The organism is Oceanobacillus luteolus, from assembly GCF_023715655.1.
Classification (GTDB): domain Bacteria; phylum Bacillota; class Bacilli; order Bacillales; family Amphibacillaceae; genus Oceanobacillus; species Oceanobacillus luteolus.
On the sequence record NZ_JAMBON010000107.1, the window covers coordinates 1 to 1,675 of the forward strand.

Annotated in this window: 2 protein-coding genes and 1 pseudogene; 2 read left to right on the forward strand and 1 reads right to left on the reverse strand. The window is 31.3% G+C overall.

Going from position 1 to position 1,675, the window contains the following annotated elements; all coding sequences use genetic code 11:
- Both M3210_RS19830 and M3210_RS19835 read left to right on the forward strand, forming a co-directional pair.
- A pseudogene (locus M3210_RS19830) lies at window positions 1-310 on the forward strand (hypothetical protein); the annotation flags it as partial.
- A gap of 251 nt (window positions 311-561) precedes the next feature.
- A complete protein-coding gene (locus tag M3210_RS19835) occupies window positions 562-957 on the forward strand; it encodes a hypothetical protein (RefSeq protein WP_251518008.1) in 396 nt (131 codons plus the stop codon).
- Here M3210_RS19835 and M3210_RS19840 read toward each other — a convergent pair.
- Window positions 946-1,353, reverse strand: coding sequence for a hypothetical protein (locus M3210_RS19840; RefSeq protein ID WP_251518010.1), 408 nt, complete (start codon window positions 1,351-1,353; stop codon window positions 946-948). The two genes, M3210_RS19835 and M3210_RS19840, sit on opposite strands and share 12 nt — an antisense overlap.
- Window positions 1,354-1,675: the final 322 nt, after the last annotated feature.

Sequence of the window (1,675 nt, forward strand, 5' to 3'; positions counted from 1 at the left end):
TAGAATAGGTCTTAAAGAATATCGTTTTCAACGTGATTTATTTTCAAAAACAATAGGTGAAATGGAAGCTGAACTAAGAGCACAAGAGGAAAAAGAAAAACATGAAAAACTAAAAAAAGAAGCATTTTACTCAACATATCCAAAGTTTGAAAAAACATGTATAAAGTATGACGTGAATCGTCAAGAAGTGAATGCACTATTATTTAAATATAGCGATAAATATTCTAATTTTATTCAATTTCAATCAGCAATGAAATCATATAGTATGGATGAACTCCTGGAAAAATTACACTCAGTTGTGAGAAAGTAATAACGCATCATCTACCTGAATTATTTAAAAGAGTCATTCAACATTAAACATTTGGAATTTTACTAATACTGACTGGTTTATTGATGGATATTATCTTTATTTGATACTAATAATTACTTGAAATCTTTACAGGGGTTGTTCAAATAACGGGTGCTTTAATGCAACAAGGGATCGTGAGTAAGACGGTTTCTTAACTATTGGAGCAGGAAAGTTCAACAAATCATAAATTATGATGGAAGGTGGGGAATGTAATGGACAAACCACACTTTAATGTGGAACAAGTAAGTTCTGCTACCTATGCTTCAAACCGTTTTAGAGAAATTCGAGAAAAAGCTAAAGAACAACCACAATTTATCTTTGAAAATAATTGTGTTGATACCGTGGTACTCGATTACAAAGTTTACGAACAAATGTATACTGAACTTGAGGGACTAAGAGAAATGAACCTGGAACTTGAATTAGGAATCCGTCTTAAAAAGGCTGATAGCACAAATAATAGATATAGTTTACAAGATGTTTTGGGTGAAGATGAATACAAAGAATTCCGTAACATTATTCCAAACTCTGGCCGGATGAGGAACTCTTTGATTAGAGATCCATACAACTCCCATCTTAGGAGTTGTATGGATCTTTTTTTAAGGGGTTGAACTTCCTGAAATGGGTTTCTTAGTCTCAGCGTCAAAAACCGCAGTAATCATTTCTTTACCATCCTCACTTACCGTTACAAATACATATACTTGTCTTTCAGGATGGTATCCTTTTCCACCAGATCTTGATTCACCATACTCGTCAGATTTAGACAGAACCTTGTTAATATCTTTAAAATAAGTTTTTTCACGAATATTTAATTTTGCATTTTCAAATTCAACATACTCGTTCTTATCAAGGGAATCATAAAATGAATTAACGTCTTGGAAATTATTTGCAGAATTATCAGGGTACTTGCTCCAAAACTCTTTATCATTTATAGACTCGGCTGAAGCAAACTGTGTATTTAAAGATAAGAATGTTACTAGAAAAAACAGTATAGTTATTTTTTTCATTTGAATCACCACCTTTTTTAATTAGTATTTCAATTAATTTATTTTATATGTATAAGTATGTTTATTTTTAAGCTAAACCAGCTAATAGTTGTCAATATTTTTCTCTAAAAAACTTAAATTAATTGTGATATACTTATTTTGCACATGCCAAATAACCCTCCTGAATTCTTTAATTGGAAGGCTTTGGAGTATTTGGTTAAGTTAACTAGTTACGCAATATCTTGGAAGGTAGAGTTGCTTTTCAATATGGCGTAAATCCAATGTAATAGTTTATTGGCACACGCAATTATCGCTACTTTATAAGGCTTTCCTTCTTCTCGTT

Bases quoted from the DNA above. Each gene is read 5' to 3' on its own strand.
- M3210_RS19835 (WP_251518008.1), top strand. From the start codon at position 562: ATGGACAAACCACACTTTAATGTGGAACAAGTAAGTTCTGCTACCTAT.
- M3210_RS19840 (WP_251518010.1), bottom strand. From the start codon at position 1,353: ATGAAAAAAATAACTATACTGTTTTTTCTAGTAACATTCTTATCTTTA.